Annotated in this window: 18 protein-coding genes; 8 read left to right on the top strand and 10 right to left on the bottom strand. The window is 39.5% G+C overall.

The genetic code is table 11. The features are described from left to right. The first annotated feature begins 107 nt into the window (after positions 1–107). Positions 108–986, top strand: a complete 879-nt coding sequence (locus LMB56_RS06215; RefSeq protein WP_459075849.1) for an aldose 1-epimerase family protein — start codon at positions 108–110, stop codon at positions 984–986. Positions 987–1,027: 41 nt separating this feature from the next. Here the strand turns inward: LMB56_RS06215 and plsY are convergent, their stop codons facing one another. Continuing rightward, positions 1,028–1,657 (bottom strand): glycerol-3-phosphate 1-O-acyltransferase PlsY, encoded by a 630-nt coding sequence (plsY, locus tag LMB56_RS06210; protein ID WP_003666074.1) that lies wholly within the window; start codon positions 1,655–1,657, stop codon positions 1,028–1,030. 210 nt (positions 1,658–1,867) lie between these two features. Here plsY and parE point away from each other — a divergent pair, with 210 nt between their 5' ends. The 5 genes from parE to LMB56_RS06185 all read left to right on the top strand — a co-directional run bounded on the left by parE (position 1,868) and on the right by LMB56_RS06185 (position 8,424). Continuing rightward, positions 1,868–3,892 carry a DNA topoisomerase IV subunit B gene (gene parE / locus LMB56_RS06205; protein ID WP_267865207.1) on the top strand — a complete coding sequence of 675 codons (2,025 nt, stop codon included), beginning with the start codon at positions 1,868–1,870 and terminating at the stop codon, positions 3,890–3,892. A gap of 18 nt (positions 3,893–3,910) precedes the next feature. Further along, positions 3,911–6,376: a DNA topoisomerase IV subunit A gene (gene parC / locus LMB56_RS06200; protein WP_229283608.1), complete on the top strand. Its 2,466-nt coding sequence runs from the start codon at positions 3,911–3,913 to the stop codon at positions 6,374–6,376. A 16-nt stretch (positions 6,377–6,392) separates the two neighbouring features. Then, a complete protein-coding gene (locus LMB56_RS06195) occupies positions 6,393–6,860 on the top strand; it encodes an NUDIX hydrolase (RefSeq protein ID WP_229283609.1) in 468 nt (155 codons plus the stop codon). Between the two features lie 108 nt (positions 6,861–6,968). Then, complete coding sequence (locus LMB56_RS06190) at positions 6,969–7,904, top strand: manganese-dependent inorganic pyrophosphatase (RefSeq protein ID WP_003668076.1); 936 nt, start codon at positions 6,969–6,971, stop codon at positions 7,902–7,904. Positions 7,905–8,034: 130 nt separating this feature from the next. Beyond that, positions 8,035–8,424: an iron-sulfur cluster biosynthesis family protein gene (locus LMB56_RS06185; protein WP_324294725.1), complete on the top strand. Its 390-nt coding sequence runs from the start codon at positions 8,035–8,037 to the stop codon at positions 8,422–8,424. Positions 8,425–8,488: 64 nt separating this feature from the next. Here the strand turns inward: LMB56_RS06185 and LMB56_RS06180 are convergent, their stop codons facing one another. Further along, on the bottom strand, positions 8,489–8,812 hold the full coding sequence (locus LMB56_RS06180) for a hypothetical protein (protein ID WP_229283611.1): 324 nt from the start codon (positions 8,810–8,812) through the stop codon (positions 8,489–8,491). Positions 8,813–8,938: 126 nt separating this feature from the next. Here LMB56_RS06180 and LMB56_RS06175 point away from each other — a divergent pair, with 126 nt between their 5' ends. After that, a complete protein-coding gene (locus LMB56_RS06175; protein WP_003666088.1) occupies positions 8,939–9,079 on the top strand; it encodes a hypothetical protein in 141 nt (46 codons plus the stop codon). A gap of 28 nt (positions 9,080–9,107) precedes the next feature. After that, the gene (locus LMB56_RS06170) at positions 9,108–9,602 is read left to right on the top strand and encodes a GNAT family N-acetyltransferase (RefSeq protein WP_229283612.1); all 495 of its coding nucleotides are present in this window, start codon (positions 9,108–9,110) and stop codon (positions 9,600–9,602) included. Between the two features lie 151 nt (positions 9,603–9,753). Here the strand turns inward: LMB56_RS06170 and LMB56_RS06165 are convergent, their stop codons facing one another. The 8 genes from LMB56_RS06165 to LMB56_RS06130 form a co-directional block, all read right to left on the bottom strand. Then, positions 9,754–10,137: an Asp23/Gls24 family envelope stress response protein gene (locus LMB56_RS06165; protein ID WP_003674201.1), complete on the bottom strand. Its 384-nt coding sequence runs from the start codon at positions 10,135–10,137 to the stop codon at positions 9,754–9,756. Positions 10,138–10,154: 17 nt separating this feature from the next. Then, a complete protein-coding gene (locus LMB56_RS06160; protein ID WP_019253406.1) occupies positions 10,155–10,346 on the bottom strand; it encodes a hypothetical protein in 192 nt (63 codons plus the stop codon). A gap of 14 nt (positions 10,347–10,360) precedes the next feature. Then, positions 10,361–10,906 carry an alkaline shock response membrane anchor protein AmaP gene (gene amaP / locus LMB56_RS06155; RefSeq protein ID WP_016496899.1) on the bottom strand — a complete coding sequence of 182 codons (546 nt, stop codon included), beginning with the start codon at positions 10,904–10,906 and terminating at the stop codon, positions 10,361–10,363. A 183-nt stretch (positions 10,907–11,089) separates the two neighbouring features. Continuing rightward, entirely contained in the window at positions 11,090–12,619 is a 1,530-nt protein-coding gene (locus tag LMB56_RS06150) for a gluconokinase (RefSeq protein WP_229283613.1), read from the bottom strand. Between the two features lie 51 nt (positions 12,620–12,670). After that, a complete protein-coding gene (locus LMB56_RS06145) occupies positions 12,671–13,690 on the bottom strand; it encodes a LacI family DNA-binding transcriptional regulator (protein ID WP_019252584.1) in 1,020 nt (339 codons plus the stop codon). 79 nt (positions 13,691–13,769) lie between these two features. Beyond that, positions 13,770–15,113: a gluconate:H+ symporter gene (locus LMB56_RS06140; RefSeq protein ID WP_016496896.1), complete on the bottom strand. Its 1,344-nt coding sequence runs from the start codon at positions 15,111–15,113 to the stop codon at positions 13,770–13,772. Between the two features lie 12 nt (positions 15,114–15,125). Next, positions 15,126–16,655, bottom strand: coding sequence for a gluconokinase (locus LMB56_RS06135; protein ID WP_229283614.1), 1,530 nt, complete (start codon positions 16,653–16,655; stop codon positions 15,126–15,128). A gap of 353 nt (positions 16,656–17,008) precedes the next feature. After that, positions 17,009–18,238 (bottom strand): IS110 family RNA-guided transposase, encoded by a 1,230-nt coding sequence (locus LMB56_RS06130; protein ID WP_229282092.1) that lies wholly within the window; start codon positions 18,236–18,238, stop codon positions 17,009–17,011. Positions 18,239–18,590: the final 352 nt, after the last annotated feature.

Raw genomic sequence — 18,590 nt, 5'->3', positions numbered from 1 at the left:
TTACTTAAATATTTATTGAAAAGGGTTCCAAAATCTGCTATTGTGCGTTTGGAACCTTTTTTATATACTTAATGTTAAACGATTATCAATTGAAGGGATCGATAACAATGATTACTTTACAAAACCAACAATTAACTGTGCAAATTGATGAATTAGGTGCTCAATTACATAGTATTAAACGGCAGGATAACGAAATCGAATACTTATGGCAGGGGGATCCCGCTTCATGGAATCGCCAAGCACCAATCCTCTTTCCGTTCGTTGGCCGCTTAAAAGATGATCAATATCAATATGGCAACCAAACTTATCATCAAACACAACATGGTTTTGCACGTGATCGAAAATTCCAAGTTATTGAGCAAACACCATCGCTGGTTGTGATGGAACAGCATGATGATAGTGAAACTAAGAAGGCATTTCCTTTTTCATTTAGTCTTCAGGTAAAATTCGAATTAGTTGTTGATAAGGTTGAAATCAGTTATGTGGTAAAAAACCCGAGTGGAGATGAAACATTAATCTATGCTATTGGAGCACATCCTGGTTTTAATATGCCATTAACTGGTGCCGGGAGTTTTGAACAAACAGAATTAAGCGTTAAACCCGCAACAGAATATTCACGGATCGTTTTAGATGGCGCCTATAACGATTCAACTCATCCACAATTGATTGATATGAGGGATTCATTATCACTTAATCATGATCTTTTTAATAAGGATGCTATTATTTTCAAAACAGATGGCGGCCATTTTACAGCCAAATTAACAGATACTGTTGCTAATCATGGGGTCATAGTTGATACCTTTAATACGGAATACGTGGGAGTTTGGTCGCAATATCCAAATACAGCTCCATTTGTATGTGTAGAACCATGGTGGGGAATAGCAGATAATGTCAATGCTGATGGGCTGCTCCTTCATAAGCAAGGGATGCACCGTCTAGCACCAAATGAAACAGATAATTATCACTTTAGTATTAAGCCATTTTAACGAAAAAATAGGAGACCGTGAAAATGATTATTTCCAGTCTCCTATTTATTTTGTTTTTTTTCTCGTAAATAATAGCCAAGGCCAAAACTTACCATCGATTCTTTTCCTGATAAAATTCGGTGAATGTTTGATCGGTGGCGGTAAAAGACCACTCCTGTTAATATTCCTGCCACGATTGCTAAAATCCAAGCATGAATGAAGAGGGCAATAATGAAAATTGCACTAATCCCTACCATACTGGCGGCACTAACCATACTTGTCAAGCATAAGACAAAGATAAAAATCAAACAGGCAACAACAAAGAGGAGGGGGTTATAAGCTAATAGAATCCCCGCGCTAGTTGCCACTGCTTTCCCACCATGAAAATTATCGAATATTGATACAGTGTGACCAAGACTGGCAAAGAGTCCGATCAATAGTGGGTTAACAGTTCCAGATATTCCTAAAAAGTATGGCTGACTAGCAGCGAGTGTTCCCTTTAGAATATCGATAAACAAAACAACAACGCCCGCCTTAAACCCCAATGTCCGAAAGGTATTCGTTGTTCCGATATTACCGCTACCTAACTTGCGAATATCCTTATGATAAATATACTTACCGATCCAGAGACCAGTTGGGATTGAACCTAATAGGTAAGCGATAATAATCATCCCAATAATTTCAAAAAACATATAAATAGCTCCTTAATAATAGCTTATACAGCTTTTAAGCATAGCATGAATATTTAATTTTAACCACTAGGAAGGCACAATTTGCCATTCTCCAAAGTTTTCAGTATCATTTTAATTATGAATTGAAATTGTGGCCAGTTTAGCTTTACAATTAACAAATGTAAATGGTAAAATAATTTTTCGAACATACGTTTAGGTATAATATTGGCAATGGGAGGTCATTTTGTGGCCAAAGAAGAAGTAAAATATGATGCCTCATCCATACAAGTATTAAAAGGGCTTGAGGCGGTACGAAAAAGACCAGGGATGTATATTGGATCTACTGATTCTCGTGGATTGCATCACCTGGTATATGAAATAGTGGATAATGCCGTTGATGAAGCGTTATCCGGTTATGGTGATGAGATTAACGTCACCATTGAAGCAGACAATGCGATTACAGTTCAAGATCATGGTCGGGGGATGCCGGTGGGAATGCATGCTTCTGGCAAACCGACACCCGAAGTTATTATGACGGTTCTTCATGCTGGAGGAAAATTTGGTCAGTCAGATGGTTATAAGACTTCAGGGGGACTTCATGGTGTTGGAGCTTCCGTTGTAAATGCCTTATCATCACATTTGACCCTGACAATTGTCCGTGATCACGTCCGTTACCAAGAAATTTTTAAGGATGGCGGTCAACCAGTTGGAACATTGAAAAAATTAGGAAAAACCAAAGCTGAGAACGGAACGACCGTTTCATTTAAGCCGGACCCGAGGATTTTTTCAACTACTGTTTATGACTATAATACCTTAGCTAATCGGCTTCGTGAGTCGGCCTTTTTATTGAAAGGGATTAAGATTACCCTTACCGATAAGCGAGCTGGTCAAGAAAAACAAGATGTATTCCAGTTCGCCGATGGAATTCAAGAATTCGTTTCTTATCTTAACGAGGGTAAGGACGTTTTAGGAAAGACGCTTTACTTTGATGGAAAACAAGACGGGGTCGAAGTTGAAGTGGCGGCTCAATATAATGATGGTTATTCTGAGAGCTTGCTATCATTTGTCAACAATGTTCGAACTCCAGATGGTGGTACTCATGAAGCCGGATTCCGGAGTGCCTGGACGAAGACGTTCAATGAATACGCAAAAAAGGTTGGTCTGTTAAAGGCTAATGATAAAAATCTGGAAGGTAGTGATGTTCGGGAAGGGTTAACAGCCGTGATCTCTGTCCGGATTCCAGAACGTCTACTTCAATTTGAAGGTCAGACAAAGGATAAACTAGGAACTCCGGAAGCACGGAAAATTGTTGATGCGATTGTCAGCGAGCAGCTTAACTATGCCCTAATGGAAAATGGCGACTTTGCTCAGATGTTAATTCGTAAGGCATTAAAGGCGCGTGAAGCTCGAGAAGCTGCCCGTAAAGCCCGTAATCAAGCTCGTGGTGGTAAACGAAAGGGCAAAAAAGAACGCAATCTTTCTGGAAAATTGACTCCTGCCCAATCAAAAAATGCTAAGAAAAATGAATTATTCCTAGTCGAAGGGGATTCGGCCGGTGGTTCAGCCAAGCAGGGACGTGACCGTAAATTCCAAGCAATTTTACCATTACGAGGGAAAGTGCTAAATACAGAAAAGGCGAAGTTAGATGATGTCTTAAAAAACGAAGAATTGAATACGATTATCTATACTGTTGGCGCTGGGGCCGGTTCTGAATTTAACGTTGAAGATTCAAACTACGATAAGATTATTATTATGACTGATGCCGATGATGATGGTGCTCATATTCAGATTCTTCTTCTTACCTTCTTCTACAAGTATATGCGGCCAATGATCGAAGCTGGAAAGATCTATATTGCTCTTCCACCACTTTATCGTTTGCAACGAGGACGTGGAGCTAAGACTAATATCACGTATGCGTGGACTAATGAAGAATTAACAAAATTGACTAAAAAGATGGGCAAGGGAGCACAATTACAACGGTTCAAAGGGCTTGGTGAAATGAATGCCGATCAGTTATGGGAAACGACAATGAACCCAGATACCCGGACACTGATCCAAGTTCGGATCGAGGATGCTGAATTAGCTGAGCGTCGTGTAACTACTTTGATGGGTAATAAGGTGGAACCACGGCGAGAATGGATTGAAGAAAATGTCCAATTCACGTTAGCCGATGATCAAGAATCCGATCAATTAGTTGAGAATAAAGGGCAATTACCTCAAACTAAAGAGCCGACAATTAGTACATGGAATAAATAGAGAAGGGAATCAAGTTTTGTGAGAAACGGAAAAATTGAACATATGACGCTCGAACAGATCATGGGTGATCGTTTTGGGCGTTATTCCAAATCAATTATTCAAGAACGAGCTTTACCTGATATTCGTGACGGATTAAAACCGGTTCAGCGCCGGATTTTATTTGCCATGAATAAAGATGGAAATACTTATGATAAAGGATTTCGTAAGTCTGCTAAATCAGTTGGGAACGTAATGGGTAACTTCCACCCCCACGGTGATAGTTCGATTTATGAAGCATTAGTCCGGTTGAGTCAGGATTGGAAATTACGTGAACCCCTAATTGAAATGCACGGTAATAATGGATCAATGGATGGTGATCCACCAGCTGCCATGCGTTATACTGAGGCTCGGCTTAGTAAAATAGCAGGTTTAATGCTTCAAGATATCGACAAAGATACAGTTGAGATGGCCTTAAACTTCGATGATACTGAAAAGGAGCCGACAGTTTTACCAGCACGTATTCCGAACTTACTCGTTAATGGAGCAACTGGAATTTCTGCTGGATATGCTACTGAGATCCCAACGCATAATTTAAGCGAAGTTCTTGATGCATTGATTTATCTTATCAAGCATCCAAATGCTTCTTTAGATAAGTTAATGGAATTTATTCCTGGTCCTGATTTCCCAACTGGTGGAATCATTCAGGGGATTGATGGCATTCGTAAGGCATATCAGACTGGTCGCGGCCGGGTTGTAGTGCGAGCAAAAACGGAAATTGAAACCTTACGAGGTGGTCGTCAACAAATTAATGTGACGGAGATTCCTTATGAAGTAAATAAGGCGCAACTAGTTAAACGAATCAATGATCTGCGCCTTGCCAAAAAAGTTGAGGGAATTGCGGAAGCTCGCGATGAAACTGATCGTAGCGGATTACGAATTGCAATCGAACTCAAGCGGGGAGCTAATGCGAACGGTATTCTTAATTACTTATTAAAGAACACCGATTTACAGATTAACTATAACTTCAATATGGTTGCGATTGATGACCAGCGACCAATGCGTGTTGGGTTGAAGCGAATTTTGACTTCCTATCTCGAATTCCAGAAAGAGATTATTCGTCGACGGACACAATATAACCTAACGAAAGCGCAGCAACGTTTGCATATTGTCGAAGGGTTAATCAAAGCACTCTCAATTTTAGATAAGGTCATTAAAACAATTCGAGCAAGTAAGAATCGTAAGGATGCAAAGGAAAACTTAGTAAAAGAATACAACTTTACACCTGAACAGGCCGAAGCAATTGTTACCTTGCAACTTTATCGCTTAACAAATACGGATGTAACTGAGCTAGAAAAAGAACAAGAGCAACTAAATTCGCGGATTAATGAATATCAATTAATCTTAACTAACGAAAATGAGCTAGCAAAAGTCCTTACTAAGGAGATTAGGGCTATCAAGAAGGAATTTGGCAATCCGCGACGGACTAAGATTGAAAATCATGTTGAAAAACTTGAGATTGATACTAAAGTTACGGTTGCAAATGAAGATGTTGTGGTCTTGGTTTCGCATGCGGGCTATATCAAACGAAGCAGTATTCGTTCCTTCAAGGCTTCGGAAGCAGAAGAAAACGGCCTCCGGGAAGACGATTACCCATTATTGATTCAACAAACGAATACCTTATCGCATTTATTTATGTTTACCAACCTTGGGCATATTATTTACCGCCCAATTCATGAAATTGCGGATGCGCGGTGGAAGGATACTGGCGAGCATATCTCACAAACAATCGGCTTAGCAGATAATGAAGAGATCATTAAGGCGATGATTTTTGATAAACTGAATCAACCGGGAACAATTATCATGGGAACCAGCGATGGTCAAGTAAAGCAAACGGCCTTTAATGACTATAAACCCGGTTCTCGTTACAAGAGTCATGCAAGTGTTGCAATTAAGCTCAGGGATAATGCGCAAGTTGTAAATGTTGATTACTATGAACCAACAAATGAGAATTGTTCACTATTGACGATTAGTCGCCAAGGATATGCAGTGCGGTATGATGTCGCAGATGTTCCTGTAACAGGGATCCGGACAGCTGGTGTACGGGCCATTAACCTGAAAGATGATGACCAAGTGGCAGATCAAATCTTAGTTAAAGATGGTCAAAATATTGCTGTAATTACCCAACGAGGAGCATTTAAGGAAATGCCCGTTGATGAGATTGAGGTTGGGGCACGTGCACGACGAGGAGAACTTGTCCTTCGACGGTTAAAATCACATCCTCATGAAATTGCGGACTTCCTTGCTTATGACCCTGATTATCAGGGAGCTTTTGAGACTATTACTAACCGGCCAGCATTCCAAGATATAATGGCTACCGACCATCATCTAAGTTCGATCAAGTCAAACGGGACTTTTGTAATTGACACTGATACGCAAGGGGAACCAGTAAAGCTTCGAATGAAACAAACTAATATCTTAACGGAAGACCCTGTTAGTCAAAGCTAAGAAGAAGGCGAAAAATTTGGCATACATTAAAGAAATTCGTGATTTGGTGGGGCATCGTCCTTTAATCATGACTAGTGCTTCTGGAGCGCTTTTAGACCAGCAAGGAGCTGTCTTGCTTCAAGAACGCGCAGATACTGGTGATTGGGGCTTCCCAGGCGGCTATATGGAATTTGGCGAATCTTTTGAGCAAACTGTAAAGCGCGAATTTAAAGAAGATGCGGGAATTGAAATTGTGCCTGTCAAACGGCTAGCAATCCTTGATCAGGATTTTTATACTTATCCTAATGGTGACCGCGTTCAACCAATTAATGCTTTTTACTTGGTTGAAGAAACTAGCGCTAAACATTATCAGCCAAAAGTTACAGAAACGACAACCACTGAATATTTTTCATTAGATGAAGAACCGCCGCGCTTTTTTAACAATCAGCATGAACACATGTGGCAGATCTTAAAAGATTTTACCCATAATAAGAAAGATATTTAATAATTGTTCTTTAATCTATTAACTTCCATGATAGAATAGAAAATGTAGATTGTTTCACCTACTAGAAATAACTAAGATTAAAGTAGTGAACAAACAGGAGGAATTTATATGAGCAAAGAATTAGTATTTGGACACCAAAAGCCTGATACAGATGCGATTACCGCTGCAATGGCATTTTCATACTTCCAAAACCAATTGGGATACGAAACTGAAGCAGTTGCTTTAGGTGAACCAAATGATGAGACTAAGTTTGCATTGAAGACTTTCGGTATGGAAGCACCACGCGTAATCGAAACTGCTGCAAACGAAGTAGATAAGGTAATGCTTGTAGACCACAACGAACCACAACAAAGTGTTAGTGATATTGATAAGGTCACTGTAACGCACTTAGTTGACCACCACCGGATTGCCGGCTTTGAAACGGCTCAACCACTCTGGGCAACTGTTCGTCCTTATGGTTGTGTAAGTACAATCATTACAGAATTGTTCCAAGAAAAGCACATTAATATTCCCGCTAACTTGGCTGGGATGATGCTTTCTGCTATCATTTCTGATACCTTGCTTTTGAAGTCACCAACTACAACTGACCACGATCGTGAAGCTGTTAAGTACTTAGCAAAGATCGCTGGTGTTGAAGATTACGAAAAGTACGGCATTGAAATGCTTAAGGCTGGTACTAACCTTGGTGCTAAGTCTGATGCTGATATCGTTGATGGTGATGCTAAGACCTTTGAACTTGGCGGCAAGAAAGTTCGTATTGGTCAAGTTAACACTGTTGATTTAGATGATGTTTTTGCTCGTCAAGCTGATCTTGAAAGTCAAATGCAAAGTATGATGGATGATAACGATTATGATTTATTCTTATTAATCGCTACTAACATCTTAAACAGTGACTCAGAATTATTAGTTATTGGTGATCCTGCTGAAAAGGTTGAAGCAGCCTTTGGCAAGAAGCTTAACGAAAACAAGCGGATGAATTTACCGGGTGTTGTATCACGGAAGAAGCAAGTTGTTCCTCCTTTGACTGATGCATTCGAAGGTTAATAAATAAGTTAAATTAAAAACTGAGAAAAATCGCAAAATTTTTCTCAGTTTTTTTGAGCTTTAAATTTCAAAGCTTATTCTTAATTAGTTAAAATATAAGTACTGATTTTAAGAAATGGGGTTGATATTAATGAATATCACATTTACTGATCAAGCTATCGAACGTTTACAGCGTTATGAATTATCATCTAAGAAGATGCTCCTGGATTTTGATGATGGGGTTGGTCCATTTTCTGCAGTTGGGAGTTGCAGTTTAGATGGTGATTATCGACTAATCCTTGTTAAAGAGGATTTAGATACCCCAGATTATAATGAAAAGATTACCTCTAATTTAGGGGATGTTTTTATTAAAGACCATACAGCAGTTCAATTTGATGATGAAATGGAAGTAAGGTTTAACCCGCGATACTTTACAATGCCACTTGTCAGTCCTAAACGCGTTTTAACAGATAATCTTGAAGTTCTGGATCTTAGTAATACAGACTTAAATTCTCAAATTGATCGAGTACATGATTGCTAGCAATATAATAAGGGAGCGTGATAGAAGCCAGATACGGCTTCATAATCATGCTCCCTTATTGCTTTTAAAGAATAATTCTGAAGATAAAAGTGATAATAATTGCAAAAATTCCAATAATCGTTGCATAGGAAAAATGTTTACGTTGAGCTGGTTTAATTAATGCTTGCCTTCCCATGAAAATTGTGAATAAAGCCCATAAAAAAGTAGCAATAAGCAAAATATACAATTTCCAGTTGACTGGGAGATGATGGTAAAAATCGCCATAAAATACCATCATACCGATAAACATCACAATAGCATAGGCATAGTTGTCGCGGTGAAAGTTAAAATTAAAAAGATAAGCAAACGCGCAAAATAATAAAATACTAATAATATCGTTTAAAATCATACCCTCTACACACTTCCTTATGATTTTTATTATAGTCATTAACAGGATAAAGATAAAATATTAAGAAGCAATCGCAAATAATATGATATGATGGTCTTGTTAGAATTAATGAAGGCGGTGCTTACAGTGAAGAAAAAAGCTATGCGACGAGAAATAAAATTATTAACTGAAGAAAATCAACAATTACGGCGATATACCTTACTAGCATCAATCGGAATTTTATTAAGTATGATGATTGGGTTAGTTCGAATGGTTCAAAAAAATTAGTTTAGGAAATTTTTTAGAGGGAAGTATAGTGGAGTTAGGATACCGAAAAGCGACACTTGAAGATTTACCAAAAATTGTTGAAATTTATAACCAAATTATTCCATCACGGTTAGCGACTGCGGATCTTACCCCGATAACGGTTGAGGAACGGAAAGGGTGGTTTGAAGCGTTTGACGAAAATCATCCAATCTGGGTAATTGAATATCAAAATGAGGTTCTCGGGTGGGTTGCCCTTGAACATTTTTATGGTCGTCCAGCATATAATCATACTAGTGAAATTGCTATTTACCTTGATCAACGGTTGCGGAAACAAGGGGTTGGTACAAAAACCATGGAATTTATTATCGGTCAATTGCCTAAATTAACAGTTGATACAATCGTGGCTTATATCTTTGGTCATAATATTCCAAGCCTAAAGTTATTTAAATCGTTTGGTTTTACGCAATGGGGGCTTTTACCACAAGTAGCAGAGCTTGATGGGATTAAACGTGATTTAGTTATTTTAGGACGTCATTTTAAATGATTATTGTGTAAATATGACATAAGTAAAGCCACGTCCATAGGAAGCAACCAGAATAGGCCCCCAACGCCCGGTAAAGCCGAATGCTGGAGGCCGATGTTGCATGTGGGAGCTTCGTGTTGAAAACGAAGGTGCTCATGCTTTGCTTGTTCCCTTATTTTGTATCTTTTTTTACTTCTTCTCTTGTTTTAACATCATTGATATGTAGCTCAAATTTAACTAAATTTAAACCAGTCATCTTATTGATTGCATGTTGCACCTCAGAACAAACAGCTTTAAAAATTTCTGGAGCGCTTTTGCCATATTCGATGGTAGCTTCCATTTTTAATGCGACTTGCTTTTCACCAACATCGGCATTAATACCCTTGGTTGGATTGCTTCCGGAAGTTACTTTGTCCGCTAATTCACTAAACATATTTCCATCCAGGGAAAGGATTCCAGGAACTTTGCTAGCGGTGATCCCAGCAATTTTCTCAATTACTTGATCATCGAATGTTAATTGCTCATCAATTGTTTTATTATTTGTAGTGGTTGTCATATTAATTCCTCCTCGAATTAGTTGGCAAACTTATCTAACATTTTTATCGCAAGTTTATTTAATGAATAGCCCTTTGCATCAAGAATATAGCCAATTCCGCCCAAGATAGTGACAGCTAATAGAATGCCGATCATTGGGAGAAAACCCCACATAATCCAACTAATGCTAATAAGCAGTCCTAAGATAACGCCAATTGTAGCAAGTTTCATGGTGTACCTCCTTTTTAGACAATGTTAACTGATTCTTTGTTTGAGTATGGACTTAACTTAATATGTAATTTATTAAGATCAATGTCGAAGTCTCGTTTAAGGTTTTCTTTAATTGTCTGGAGTAGTACTGTATGAATTAGTTTTGGATTGGTTCTATTAGACATCATTCCGTGAATGGTAACGTCTGCATTATGATTGTTACGGTGCATTTTGAGTTTAATTACTGGGTTATAAAGGTCAAATTTAGCAATTGAAGTAGTTAGGCTGTGTTCAACCGCATGCTGATCAATTTGAATTTTGTTAGCACCATCCTTGGCGATTGTCATTTGTTTAGTTGTTGTTGGGCGAAAAACAGCAATTGCTATTACGGTTAAGGCGACAATGATTAAAAATACTGCGACTCCTGCTGAGAAACTTTGACCAATGGAACTATGAAGCCAATCATTAACTGGAATCGTCCAAGTTTGATCACGATAAAACCATAGCGACACGACAACAATTCCAACGATTACCTGAAGCATCATCACAAATGAAATCCACCATTTTTTCCATGCGGCCATTAGTACCACTTCCTTTCTATAAATAATTTTTTAGTACAAGCTAATAGTAACATGCTTGGAAGCGTTTTACGTTGCTTTTGGAAATGCTAAAGGTAATATTAAGAACCTGTTAACAGAATAGTCATAATTAAAAAATCGATCTCACATCGGAAAATGATTGTAAGATCGATTTTTTTTGATTCTTTAATTGTTTTGGCGTTCTTGTAGTTTAGCGATTTCAGAATAAGCCGGAGCAAGCATATCTTCAATTTGTTGGAAGAGTGGAGTATAACGTTGATATACTTTTACTGCGGCTGGATCTGGTTGGTAAGAACTAACCTTACCAATGAACTTCTGTGGTGTATCAAGACTATCGATCATTCCCAAACTTTGCATAGCCATAACTACTGACCCGAGGCAGCCAGATTCAAATGAGTCAGGAACGTTAACCGGACAGTTTAAGATATCAGCAAGCATTTGGCGCCATACTTTTGAGCGAGCAAAGCCACCTGTTGCAGTAACGCTCGCTGGTTCACCGACTAACGCTCGTACTGCTTGGAAGACTGTTGCAATGTTCATGCTAATTCCTTCCATGACTGCTCGTAGCATATCAGCCCGTGTATGGATATGAGAAAGTCCAAAGAAACTACCACGCGCTTTAGCATTCCACAATGGTGCCCGTTCACCGCCCAGGAAGGGATGAAAGAGGAGTCCATGCGCGCCTGCTGGTACTCCTTCAATAACGTGATTTGCCAAAGTATAAGGATCGACCTGTTCGTTTTTAACTGCGCTACTATCGACAAGGTGTTTTACTGCCCATTCATAGACATCGCCACCGTTATTAAGCGGACCACCAACGACCCACAATCCTTTATTAATAGCATAGCAGAAGAGGCGGCGTTCTGGATCAATAACAGGATGATCAGTTACGACTCGTACAGCTGCGGAAGTACCGATTGTAATTGCTACTGTATTTTGCTTAGTTGCACCAACACCAATATTTGAAAGGGCACCATCGTAAGCACCATAGACAAATGGCGTATCAGCGGGTACTCCTAGTTTTTCTTGGGCTTCGGGCACTAAGCCAATTGCTTGAGTTGTTCCATCGACAATTTCAGGCAGTTGATCTTTGGTTATTCCTGCAACCCGAAGAGCCTGGTCATCCCAATCACAAGTTTTAAGGTTCATCAAGCCAGTTGAGGAAGCGATTGACATATCAACCTTAAATTCATTAAATAACCGGTAGAAAAGGTAAGCCTTAATATCAGCAAAATATGCTGTGCGGCTAAATAAATCTGTTTCGTCTTCCCTTAACCAAAGGAGCTTTGTCAAGGTTGACATAGGGTGAACAGGAACCCCCGTCTTCATATATAGTTGTTGTCCTTCAGTCATCATCTTAAGGTTGTCTGCTGCGCGCTGAGCACGACTATCTGCCCAGGTGATTAACCGTGAAAGGGGCTTCTTATCTTTATCTAATAAGAGGAGGCTTTGATTTGCACTTGAAATTGAAACTGCTAGTAGGTTCCCCGTACTAAGGTCAGCTGCCGTAGCCACATCATGGATGGCTTGTTCAGCAGCATTGATTACTTCTTCTGGCTCTTGTTCTGCCATTCCCACGGCATTGCGGTGCAACTCGTAGCCATAATTAGCTTGTGTGATCACCTGCGCATTTTGATCATATAAAACGGCCTTTGTGCTAGAGGTTCCAACGTCAACACCAATTAAGTAGTTCATTTATTGTTTCTCCTTTAAAACTCAATTTAATTCTCTTTGTAATATTATATGCTAAAGTGACTGGTGTGCAATGATTTCAACTGGTAAAAGGGTAGTGGAACTGATGGTACTTTGTTGGTTAATTTGCGTTAAAAGTTTATTAGCTGCTAAGCTACCCATTAGCTCCATATCTTGCTTCAATAGAAAAATTCCATTAGCGACATATTGCGACCATTCCCAATCATCGAAGCTAACTAAGCCAAGATCGTCAGGGAAGGAAAGGTTTAGTTCCTTAAAAATCGCTAAAAGGTCAAATAAAATGGGTCCCATTAATGAAACGACAGCAGTTTTGCCTTTAAGCTCGTTTAACTGTTGCAGAAACGTTTTAGCAAGCCACTGCCGATCATGTCCTCGGGTTTCAATATTGTGATAGCTTAGCCCGTTATCAGCAGCAGCAACCTTTAAACCGGCAATTCGGGGAATTTGACCAGATGCCTCCGCAAAGTGTGCGCTGACAGTTAAAATATTCTGATATCCATTTTGATACAGAATCTTACCGAGGTTATAACAAGCATCACGATTAGCAGAAGTGACCTTGCCAACTGTAGAAGGCTGGTCATCAACTTCACGGTCAACGATCACTAGTGGAATATCGTTATGAATAGCAGGAGCAAATTGACTAAAGTGACGGGAATTAGGTTGGACAATAATACCGTCAACTCGTTGTTGGTATAGTCGCTGAAGAGCACGACTCTCATTTTCCCGTGAGTTGTTCGTATTCATGAGGAGAATATCATAGCCTGCCTGTTGCAAAACATCATCGATCCCTTTAGCAAGTAAAGATGAAAAGGGGTTAGAAATATCTCCAACGAGGATTCCGACAACGTGACTATGAGTTTGTCGAAGCTGTCGTGCGGAAGCGGTTGGAACAAAGTGAAGGTCTTTAATTGCTTTTTCCACCCGTTTCCGCGTTGCTGGGCGCATTTTATCATAACGACCATTAATAATACGTGAAACAGTAGTCGCTGAAACACCAGCTGCTTTAGCAACGTCAGCGATAGTAGTATGTTGCGTCATTTGTTTATTCATCATCCTTATTAGTTCTACTATTAAGAATACCAAACCATACAAAAAGCGTCACTAGCTAATTCGCTAGGACGCTTAAATTGACTTAGACAAATAATGAAATGGCGTAGACGGCTCCTAACCCAGCAATGGCTAAGACGGAAGTAAGAGTTGTCCACGAAAGCAAAGTTTCCTTTAATGAAAGGCCAAAGTATTCCTTAATCATCCAGAAACCGGCATCATTAACGTGTCCACAAAAGACAGAACCGGCACCGATGGAAAGAACCATTAATGTTGCCATAATTGAGTTACTACCAAATTGGTGAGCCATTGGAACAACAAGTCCGGCAGCAGTCATCGCAGCAACCGTTGAGGATCCAAGTGACATCCGTAATAATGCAGTAATTAACCAAGCAGCTAAAATTGGTGAAATGCTAGTTTGAGCAAATAGTCCAGAAATGTACTTAGAAATTCCACCATCAACAAGAACTTGCTTGAAGGCACCACCACCACCGATGATCAAAAGCATAACTGAGATTTGCTTGATTGAGTCGGCAAGGGAGGTCGAGATATCTTCCATTTTTTGGTTTCGTTGTAGTCCCATCGTAAAGATTGCAAAAATTAATGAAAGAAGCATTGCAAGATCAGGAGCACCAATAAATTGGATGAATTCATTAACGGGATTGTTCTTAGGGAAAATAAATGAACAAATAGTAGCAACGGCAATTAAGATAACTGGCATCATTGCAGTTAAAACGGAGATACCGAATTTAGGCGTTTCTTCAAGCTTGAATTCTTTATATTCGCCAAGAACTGAAATATCAATATTTTTGCGGTAAACACGTGGATATACTTTTTGTAATACCCAGTTATAAACTGGACCAGCAATAATGATTGTTGGGATTGCGGCTAAAATACCAAGCAGCAATACGTGTCCAAGGTTAGCGCCAAGAATGTCTGTAATAGCAGTTGGAGCGGGGTGTGGTGGTAAGAAAGCGTGGGTAACGTTTAAGGTAGCCGCCATTGGAATACCGAGGTACATCAATGGCATATCGAGTTCGCGGGCAATGATAAAGATAATTGGTAATACAACGACAAGCCCAACTTCAAAGAATAATGCTAACCCAATGATAAAGGAGGCAAGGATAACAGCAACTTGAATCCAGCGCCGACCAAACTTATTAATCAAGGTTGTTGCAATTCGATAGCCACCACCAGCATCAGAAACTAATTTACCAAGCATTGAACCGAAACCGAAGATGATAGCTAAGTGTCCAAGCTGGCCCCCGATCCCAGTTTCAATAGTTTGGGGAATCTTTGTAAGCGGGAGACCGAGTAACAAACCAACGATGAATGATGTGATTACTAAACCAACGAAAGTGTTCATTTTTAGTTTAACAATCATGAAAATTAAGATAATAACTCCGATTAAAACAATAAGTAAAGGCATAATAATAACCCCCTAATGAGTAGATTGTTGTTGTAATTTAGCGATGGTCGAATAGGCTGGTGTTAATAATCCCTCAACCTGTTGAAAGAGTGGTAAGTAATTTTGATAAACATTAACTGCCTCTTGATTTGGTTGATAGGAACTGATATCACCAATTAGTGTTTTGATGATTTCATAGTTTTCAATCATTCCTAGACTCTTCATTGCCATGGTGATTGCACCGAGACAACCGGATTCAAATGAGTTAGGGATATTGACTGGACAGTTTAAGACATCTGCTAACATCTGCCGCCAAACTTCAGCCCGCGCAAAACCGCCAGTTGCAGTTACGCTTGCGGGATTACCAACAAGGTCACGAACCGCTTGGAAAACAGTTGCAATATTCATACAAATTCCTTCCATTACTGAGCGCAGCATATCGGCACGGGTATGAATGTGGGAAAGTCCAAAGAAACTACCACGCGCATTTGCATCCCATAATGGTGCCCGTTCACCGCCAAGGAATGGGTGGAAAAGCAAACCGTGAGCTCCAGCAGGAACACCTTCAATAACCTGGTTAGCAAGAGTGTAAGGATCAATATTTTCATTTTTAACTGCACTAGCGTCAACTAAGTGCTCAACAGCCCACTGATAGACATCGCCACCATTATTAAGCGGACCGCCGATGACCCATAAGCCCTTATCTACGGCGTAACAGAAAAGTCGTTGCTGAGGATCGATTACTGGATGGTCAGTTACAACCCGCACACCAGCGGAAGTCCCAATCGTAATGGCAACAGTATTTTGCTTAATTGCCCCCACGCCTAAATTAGATAAAGCACCGTCAAAAGCACCATAGACAAATGGCGTGTCAGCGGGGATGCCCATTTTTGCTTGCGCTACTGCTGTTAAGCCAATCGCTTGGGTTGTTCCGTTCACGATTTCTGGTAATTGGGAACGATCGACGTTAGCGAGTTCCAATGCCTGATCATCCCAGTCACACGTATTGACATTCATCATTCCGGTACATGAAGCGATGGAAACATCAACCTTAAACGTATTGAAAAACTGGTGGAAGAGGTAGGACTTGATGTCGCCAAAATATGCAGTTTGGGCAACCTTATCTGCCTGTGTCTTGTTGAGCCACATAATCTTGGTCAATGGGGACATTGGATGAATAGGTGTACCTGTTTTAGCATAAATTTGCTGACCGGCTGGACTATTCTTTAATTCGTTTGCGACATCGCGCGCACGTGTATCAGCCCAAGTGATCACCCGTGAAAGAGGATTGAAATTCTTGTCGAGCATAATCACGCTTTGGTTAGCACTAGAAAATGATACCGCTAACAATTTTCCGTTTGTTAAATCTGCTTTTTGTGCCGCATCATGAATAACTTTTTCGACTGCTGCGACAATTGCAGTTGGGTTTTGTTCAGCCATTCCACTAGCATCGCGGTAAAGGGAATAACCTTGGCTAAATTGGTCTAACACAGTTGCATTTTGGTCATATAGAACTGCTTTTGTAGAAGTAGTTCCAACATCGACACCGATAAAATAATTCATTGTACTAATTCTCCCTTTATTAATTTGAAAACGCTTTAGTTTATCGTTACACCTAATAATATACTGTTGTATGTAAGCGATGTCAATAGCTTATTTAAGATTAGTTTATCGGTTTCCTAAAAATTAAAAATCGAAAGTGATTGCATCTTAATATTGAGGTGTGATACTATTAATTGCTTAATTTGTTATGGTTTAGCTGTAAGCAACGATTTTAAGTCATGTGGTAATAAGTCAAGATAAAATTATCACTGACAAACTTGTTTTGACCAGATTTTTGACGCACTTAAATAAGCCTTGATCCCAAGGTGTTTTAAAAGCTAAGCGTCGAGAATCAGTTTATCTTCCTATACCAATTACCTCTTTTCCTGATAGATTTGATGATTTTTGAGTAGGAAGAAAATCACCCTAATAAGTTTACGTGCGGTAAGGACGAGAGCGCGTTTTGATGGGGTATGCTTTACTTCTTGATATTTACGCCGATAATATTCACCAAAAACTGGATCTTGGATTCTAACTCTGTTGGCAGCTTCAACCAAATAGTATCTAAGATAAGCATTACCAGTTCTCTTGAGCGGAGTATTATCACTAGCGTAAGCTCCGGACTGCTTTTCTCGCCAGGAAAGCCCAGCATATTTAGCCAATTTAGCTTCATTATCAAATCGTTCGATTTGACCAATTTCAGCTAAAATACCAGCAGCGTATACTGGTCCAATTCCGGGAATGGAGCGCAAAATCTGTTCTTCATCAGTTACTTGAACTACTTTCTCAATTGCTTTGTCGAGGTCTTTAATCATCTTCTGAAAAGCTTTAATTTCCTCGGCATAAACGGAGAGAACTGTATCAACTGAATTAGCAATTACTTTGTCTAAACGATAAGAAGCACGAACTGCCTTTTGAATTATTTTCGCCAAGGCTTCAGGGTTCGCGAAGCGACCCCGGCCGTGTTCATTCAGATAATCGGCTAAATCAGTAATCGAAAGATTAAGTAAGTCATCAGTAGTCATATCTTCAGTTAGCAGACTCATCATCGTTGAACCAAAGATAGAAGTATTCAGTTCATCAGAAATTACTAATTTATTGAGCTTGTAGTATAGGTTCTCAATAAAGTGTTGCTTAGCCCGAGCTAAGCTTTGAACAAGCTCATATCGGGAACGCGTTAAGCGTTGCAGGGCAATGTAGTTCTCTTGACGAACAATCCCTACTGAATAGCGTCCAACACGTAGGAAGTCAGCAATGTAAAAAGCGTCGATTTGATCATTTTTATCTTCAGCGAAGACATCATGATAGCGCTTAGTTTTCTTAGGATCGATAACCACGGATTGTGTATTGAACTTTTTAAGGTCCGAGTCTTCTTGGAAAAACATTGCTGGGTGAAAGCTGTAAATGGAAGTGGCTTCCATGCCAATCACAACTTGGTCGAGATGATTTGAATTCGCCGTATCGATAATCATGTTTTTTAATTCTGTTGCGCCTTTCAAATCATTAACAAAGTTACCATGGAAAACAACTTCAGTTGTTTCTTCAGAAATCATTGAAGTTACTAAATCTTTTGAGCTAACGTCAATACCGACAAAAAGTTTCATTGGAATGGCCTCCTTTCATTAAAATTTACTGGTCTTAATCTGATCACTGCATGATAGCCCCTAATTACAATCACTAAAAACATCCTCGCAAGTATCAGTATTCATTGGTTAGAGAGTTAAAGCTGCACCTAATCCTACTCTGAATTAGTAAACTATCTAATCGATACAGCATGTGAGTTCGAAAATCAGTAGATTGGCTGGGCGGCAGACTTCATAAGTAGTTAAAAACTACAGGAGGTATTAACCTATACCAGTTGACCAAAGCCAATGATAATTAGAGGTTATCATGCGGTGACCAGAAAACAAGTTGTAATGTAGCAAAATCCGTAAGGATATATTTATAGAATACGAG

The sequence above is a fragment of the Limosilactobacillus reuteri genome, assembly GCF_020785355.1.
GTDB classification, from domain to species: Bacteria; Bacillota; Bacilli; order Lactobacillales; family Lactobacillaceae; genus Limosilactobacillus; species Limosilactobacillus reuteri_I.
This window is presented reverse-complemented; position numbering and strand designations above follow the sequence as displayed.

Coding starts and splice junctions, on each gene's coding strand:
- LMB56_RS06215 (WP_459075849.1), top strand. CDS start 108: ATGATTACTTTACAAAACCAACAATTAACTGTGCAAATTGATGAATTA.
- plsY (WP_003666074.1), bottom strand. CDS start 1,657: ATGTTTTTTGAAATTATTGGGATGATTATTATCGCTTACCTATTAGGT.
- parE (WP_267865207.1), top strand. CDS start 1,868: ATGGGAGGTCATTTTGTGGCCAAAGAAGAAGTAAAATATGATGCCTCA.
- LMB56_RS06190 (WP_003668076.1), top strand. CDS start 6,969: ATGAGCAAAGAATTAGTATTTGGACACCAAAAGCCTGATACAGATGCG.
- LMB56_RS06185 (WP_324294725.1), top strand. CDS start 8,035: ATGAATATCACATTTACTGATCAAGCTATCGAACGTTTACAGCGTTAT.
- LMB56_RS06180 (WP_229283611.1), bottom strand. CDS start 8,812: ATGATTTTAAACGATATTATTAGTATTTTATTATTTTGCGCGTTTGCT.
- LMB56_RS06165 (WP_003674201.1), bottom strand. CDS start 10,137: ATGACAACCACTACAAATAATAAAACAATTGATGAGCAATTAACATTC.
- LMB56_RS06160 (WP_019253406.1), bottom strand. CDS start 10,346: ATGAAACTTGCTACAATTGGCGTTATCTTAGGACTGCTTATTAGCATT.
- amaP (WP_016496899.1), bottom strand. CDS start 10,906: ATGGCCGCATGGAAAAAATGGTGGATTTCATTTGTGATGATGCTTCAG.
- LMB56_RS06150 (WP_229283613.1), bottom strand. CDS start 12,619: ATGAACTACTTAATTGGTGTTGACGTTGGAACCTCTAGCACAAAGGCC.
- LMB56_RS06145 (WP_019252584.1), bottom strand. CDS start 13,690: ATGATGAATAAACAAATGACGCAACATACTACTATCGCTGACGTTGCT.
- LMB56_RS06140 (WP_016496896.1), bottom strand. CDS start 15,113: ATGCCTTTACTTATTGTTTTAATCGGAGTTATTATCTTAATTTTCATG.
- LMB56_RS06135 (WP_229283614.1), bottom strand. CDS start 16,655: ATGAATTATTTTATCGGTGTCGATGTTGGAACTACTTCTACAAAAGCA.
- LMB56_RS06130 (WP_229282092.1), bottom strand. CDS start 18,238: ATGAAACTTTTTGTCGGTATTGACGTTAGCTCAAAAGATTTAGTAACT.